This is a genomic window from Suttonella ornithocola (assembly GCF_001889065.1).
In the GTDB taxonomy this organism is placed as follows: domain Bacteria; phylum Pseudomonadota; class Gammaproteobacteria; order Cardiobacteriales; family Cardiobacteriaceae; genus Suttonella_A; species Suttonella_A ornithocola.
Genome location: NZ_LWHB01000019.1, coordinates 1 through 4,942, shown reverse-complemented (window position 1 = coordinate 4,942; position 4,942 = coordinate 1). Strand labels below are relative to the sequence as shown.

Sequence of the window (4,942 nt, the reverse complement as noted above, 5' to 3'; positions counted from 1 at the left end):
AAGACCGCTCAAGACAAACCGATAGTCTATCTTGATGAATGTGGTTTTAAAGCCTTTGCTCATAGACCTTATGGCTACAGCACAAAAGGACAAGTTTGTCATGGAAGTGATAACTGGCATTTAAAGAACCAGAGCAATGCGATTGGTAGCCATTATCAATGGAGAATTGTTTGCCTTACGCTTATATGATGGTTCTATTAACAGCGATATTTTCTCTCATTGGGTGAGAGAAGCACTGTTACCTGAGTTACCTAAAAACAGTGTAATTGTCATGGACAATGCCGCTTTTCATAAACGCAGTGATATTCAAGCAATCATTGAAGAGCATGGGCATGAAATAGTTTGGTTACCCCCTTATAGTCCAGACTTAAATCCCATTGAAAAGATGTGGGCTTGGATTAAGTAAATCCGCAAAGAATGGCGGATGGATTGTATTGATACTTTATTCTTTTATCTGCTTTGGATTGGGTTGGGCTTTAGATGATTGCACTATAGATATCAATATATTAAAAGAAGTATTTTTTGTAAGAGTATGTTTAGCATACTTTTCAAACCACTACTAAAAATTGAAATTTCTCTATTTTATATTTTTTGCAAAGGTCTCAGTTTAATAATTTTTTATAAAATTACTTATTTGTGTTTGTAAAATTGTCCAAAGCTTTTTCTGTGCAAACTCACTTGCCCATGCAACGTGAGGAGTATAAAGAACGCGAGGATGATGGCAAATAGTGAGTAATGGATCATTTTGCTCAGGTGGCTCGGCTTCAAAGACGTCAGTAACAAATCCCATGAGTAAATTTTGGTTAATGGCATCTACGATTGCTTGAGGATCAACAATAGGTCCGCGAGCAAGGTTCATTAATAAAGGTTTTTTAACCATCTTAGCAATGCTTTTTTTATTAATAAGATGATGTGTTTCATCGGTTAATGGTGTATGAAGAGAAATGATGTCACTTTCGGCGAGGACAGTATCAAAGTCTGTATATTCTTCACTTCTTGGTGTTTTTCCTCTCCGCTCTGCCCATAATACTTTCATGCCAAAAGCTTTTGCTAGGGTCGAAAGTCTATGAGCAATATTTCCTACACCAATAATTCCTAATGTTTTGTTATGTAAATCAAAAATGGTTGGCTCGGTTAGACAAAATCGTCCATCCGCTTGCCATGAACCATCAGCTACTGATTGATGATAGGATTTTAAACCGCGCATAGCGGCAAGCATCAACATAAAAGTATGTTCGGTAACGCTTTCTACAGAATAGCCAGCAACGTTTTTTACTTCTATACTTTGTTTTTTAGCAGCTTCTAAATCCACATTATTGGTTCCAGTCGCTGTAATTTGAATGAGCTTAATTTGAGGTAATTGGCTTAAAACATAAGCATCTAGAATAACTTTATTGGTGATAGCAATATCTGCATCTTGTAAGCGTTCAATAATTTCTGCGGGGGCTGTGCGTCCACATACGACCCATTCGCTAATCCCTTCTGGTGCTTCAAGGTTGATGTCAGAAGAAAAGGTTTCTCTATCTAAAAATACAGCTTTCATTAGATTTTCCTCATAGTCTTATGGTTTGGATGGCATTTAAGAACATTTGTACTGAAATGGAAATTAGAATCATCCCCATGAGCCGTTCTGCTGCTTTTAATCCCCGATTGCCTAAGATGCGATAAAAAAATGGAGCAGCGAGTAGGATAAATGAAGAAACCAGCCAAGCGGTAAACATGGCTAAAAAGTTTTTTCCTAGATGTCCGGGGTCGTTTTCTACTAATAGAATGAGCGTGGCTAATAAAGAAGGTCCGGCAGTAAGCGGGATAGCCAGAGGGACAATTAATGGTTCCTCGTCATTGTGTTCGTCATCGCCTAATACATTGCCACCTCTAGATGGAAATATCATCCGAATAGCAATAATAAAAAGGACAATGGCACCAGCAATGGCTACGGCTTCTCTAGATAATCCTAATATCTTAAGAACACTGCGCCCAGAAAAGAAGAATAAACACATGACAGCAAAGGCAATCAAGAGTTCTCTAATAATAATGAATTGTCTTCTCTCTGGCGTAACGTGCTTTAGTACAGCAAGAAAAACAGGCGTATTGCCTAAGGGGTCAATAATCAAAAATAAGGTAACAGCAACAGTCAACCAATCCATTAGTTATATTCCAACCATTCTAAAAGACGTTCAGCAGGGCGACAGGCAATTGCTTTATTTTCATAAGCAACGATTGGTCGATTGAGTAATTCAGGATGAATACTAATAGCATCAATAATCTGTTGTGGATCTGAATCGGAAGTTAATCCTAACTCTTTGGCTAAAGGTTCTTTGGTTCGCAATAGTTCCGCTGCGCTGCCACAGGCTTTGGCTAATGCTTCAAGTGTTTGTTTATCTGGAGGCGTTTTTAGGTATTCGATAATTTTTATTGGTAAGTTTCTTTCTTGTAAAAGCGATAAGACTTTGCGGGCTGTTCCGCAACGTGGATTATAGTAAATAAGATATTCTTTCATACGCTATCCTTAAAATCGTTTTGATGATGAAATATCATCAAATTATTGCGATATGAATTATTACATATATTGCTATTTTATAAAAATGTATAGAGAAAGCTTGTTAGGCTTTCTCTGTCTGTTATGTGCCTTGGAATTATGAATGTATTTTTTCTCAACAGTATCGACAATACGTTCGGCAATAGGCATTGCCGAAGTGGCTGCGGGAGAAGGGGCGTTACAAACATGCAAACTTCTTGGCGTTTCTAACCAGTGAAAGTCTTCGATAAGTGTACCGTTAGCGCTTACGGCTTGCGCTCTAACACCTGCCGGATAAGGTTGTAAATCTTTTGCCTGAATTTGAGGGCAATATTTTTGAACTTCTTTTAAATAACCCTGTTTAAACCATGAGTTTTTTTGCTCTTTTAAGCCATGCCGCCAATTGGAACGTAAAACTTTGCGAATACCAAAATAACTCAGCATTTCCAATAATTCTTTAGGACGAATATCGCACTTACGGTAACCTTCTCGTGAAAGGGCTAAGACGGCATTTGGTCCAACGGTTACTGAGCCATCAATCATTTTGGTTAAATGCACGCCAAGAAAGGGAACGTTTGGTTCTGGGATGGGATAAATCAGATGAGAAACCACTTGGTTCAGGCGACTAGGTAGCTGATAATATTCTCCTCGAAATGGGCAGATTTGGAAATCTGCTTGGATGCCATTCATCGCAACAATTTTATCGGCGTATAGTCCTGCACAGGCTATTAAATAATGCCCTTTTAAAGTCTGGTTGCCTGCTTGCACAATAATTTTATCGGTTTGCTCAGTGATGGCGTGCACGGGTGAATTAAAAAGAACTTCTCCGCCTTGACGTGTCAGTAATTCCACCATTTTATGAGTTATTTCACGATAGGAAACGATTCCTGTAGAGGGGACAAAAATGGCGGCTAATCCTTCAATATTGGGTTCTCTTTCTTTCAATTCTTCTGCTGTCCACCAATGTCGTTCTAAGCCATTTTCGGCACAGCGCGTGTAAAGTGCTTGCATTCTTTCTAGCTCAGCAGTATTCGTTGCGACTAAAAGTTTTCCGCAGATATCGTAGCGAATCTTATGCTCATCACAAAAAGCCCTAGTGGCGGCATTGCCTTTACGGCATAGTTCGGCTTTTAAACTGCCAGGAGGATAATAAACACCAGCATGGATAACACCACTATTATGCCCCGTTTGATGATAAGCTGCGCTTGCTTCTTTTTCTACAACGATAATATGCTTGTCTGGAAAGCGTTTTTGCATTTCTAAGGCGGTTGCCATTCCAACGATACCTGCACCAATAATAATGATATTCTCCATTTTTTCTCCTCTATTTAGTTTTAGTTAATGGCTAAAAAGAAATCTCGAATGCCCCTTAAGATGCTATCTACGGCAACAGCCGCTAAGATTAACCCCATCACTCGACTAATAATCGCAGCACCAGCATTGCCAATCCAGCGTTGAATATGTACAGCTATTCGCAGTAGTCCATAAGTGATGAGTAGTATAACAATCATGATGCTAGCGGTGATGGCTTGATCTGAAAGACTAAAGCGATGATTGTCTGTTAGCATAACAATTGCCATCATTGCTCCCGGTGAAGCAATAGATGGGACGGCTAATGGAAAAACAGCAAGCTCTTTTGCAATTGCGTGCTGATCTTCAATGAGTTTGATTTCTTGATCAGGTTTGCTTTCACCAAAAATCATGGTCAATGCAAAAAGTAATAATACGATGCCACCAGCTGTTTGAAAGGCAGGTAAAGGGATTTTCATGGCTTCTAATAAAAATTGCCCCGCAATTAGAAAGAATAAAAGAATACCACCCGCAATTAAGGTGGCGTTTTGAGCAATTTTTTGACAAATATTTGCAGGGAGATTATTGGTTTGTGCTAAATAAACAGGAATACTACCAATAGGATCAATTACTGCCCATAATACGACGAATTGAATAACAAGTTGATCAATCATATGGCTTCCTTATTTTATTGCGTTATGCTTTTTATAAATGATATTTAAATAGAAAATAAGATGTTGGGAATATAATGTTAATTATTTAATAAGGGTTAAAAGGGAATATTGATTTGAGTGATTTATTTAACTGAGAAAATTATTTCGATATTTAAAGGCTATAGTGCAATCATCTAAAACTCAACCCAATCCAAAGCAGATAAAAGAATAAAGTATCAATACAATCCATCCGCCATTCTTTGCGTATTTGCTTAATCCAAGCCCACATCTTTTCAATGGGATTTAAGTCTGGACTATAAGGGGGTAACCAAACTATCTCATGCCCATGCTCTTCAATGATTGCTTGAATATCACTGCGTTTATGAAAAGCGGCATTGTCCATGACAATTACACTGTTTTTAGGTAACTCAGGTAACAGTGCTCTTCTCTCACCCAATGAGAGAAAATATMCGCTGTTCAA

Annotated in this window: 7 protein-coding genes and 1 pseudogene; 2 read left to right on the top strand and 6 right to left on the bottom strand. The window is 38.3% G+C overall.

Annotation, left to right across the window (positions count from 1 at the left end; genetic code table 11):
- Positions 1–189 (top strand): annotated as a pseudogene (locus tag A5N85_RS15515) (IS630 family transposase); the annotation flags it as partial.
- Positions 137–406, top strand: a complete 270-nt coding sequence (locus tag A5N85_RS01635) for a transposase (RefSeq protein ID WP_143143148.1) — start codon at positions 137–139, stop codon at positions 404–406. The pseudogene A5N85_RS15515 and the gene A5N85_RS01635, both read left to right, overlap by 53 nt.
- A gap of 201 nt (positions 407–607) precedes the next feature.
- Here A5N85_RS01635 and A5N85_RS01630 read toward each other — a convergent pair whose 3' ends face one another.
- The 6 genes from A5N85_RS01630 to A5N85_RS01605 all read right to left on the bottom strand — a co-directional run.
- A complete protein-coding gene (locus A5N85_RS01630; protein ID WP_072575667.1) occupies positions 608–1,543 on the bottom strand; it encodes a D-2-hydroxyacid dehydrogenase in 936 nt (311 codons plus the stop codon).
- A 10-nt stretch (positions 1,544–1,553) separates the two neighbouring features.
- Positions 1,554–2,147 carry a YhgN family NAAT transporter gene (locus A5N85_RS01625; protein ID WP_072575666.1) on the bottom strand — a complete coding sequence of 198 codons (594 nt, stop codon included), beginning with the start codon at positions 2,145–2,147 and terminating at the stop codon, positions 1,554–1,556.
- A complete protein-coding gene (locus A5N85_RS01620; protein ID WP_072575665.1) occupies positions 2,147–2,500 on the bottom strand; it encodes an ArsC/Spx/MgsR family protein in 354 nt (117 codons plus the stop codon). Before A5N85_RS01620 ends, A5N85_RS01625 begins: the two co-directional genes overlap by 1 nt.
- A 72-nt stretch (positions 2,501–2,572) precedes the next feature.
- Positions 2,573–3,832 carry an L-2-hydroxyglutarate oxidase gene (lhgO, locus tag A5N85_RS01615; protein WP_072575664.1) on the bottom strand — a complete coding sequence of 420 codons (1,260 nt, stop codon included), beginning with the start codon at positions 3,830–3,832 and terminating at the stop codon, positions 2,573–2,575.
- Between the two features lie 20 nt (positions 3,833–3,852).
- The gene (locus A5N85_RS01610) at positions 3,853–4,482 is read right to left on the bottom strand and encodes a MarC family protein (RefSeq protein ID WP_072575663.1); all 630 of its coding nucleotides are present in this window, start codon (positions 4,480–4,482) and stop codon (positions 3,853–3,855) included.
- 169 nt (positions 4,483–4,651) lie between these two features.
- Positions 4,652–4,942, bottom strand: a 291-nt coding sequence (locus A5N85_RS01605; RefSeq protein ID WP_211268034.1) for a transposase, incomplete at its 5' end; no start/stop codon positions are given.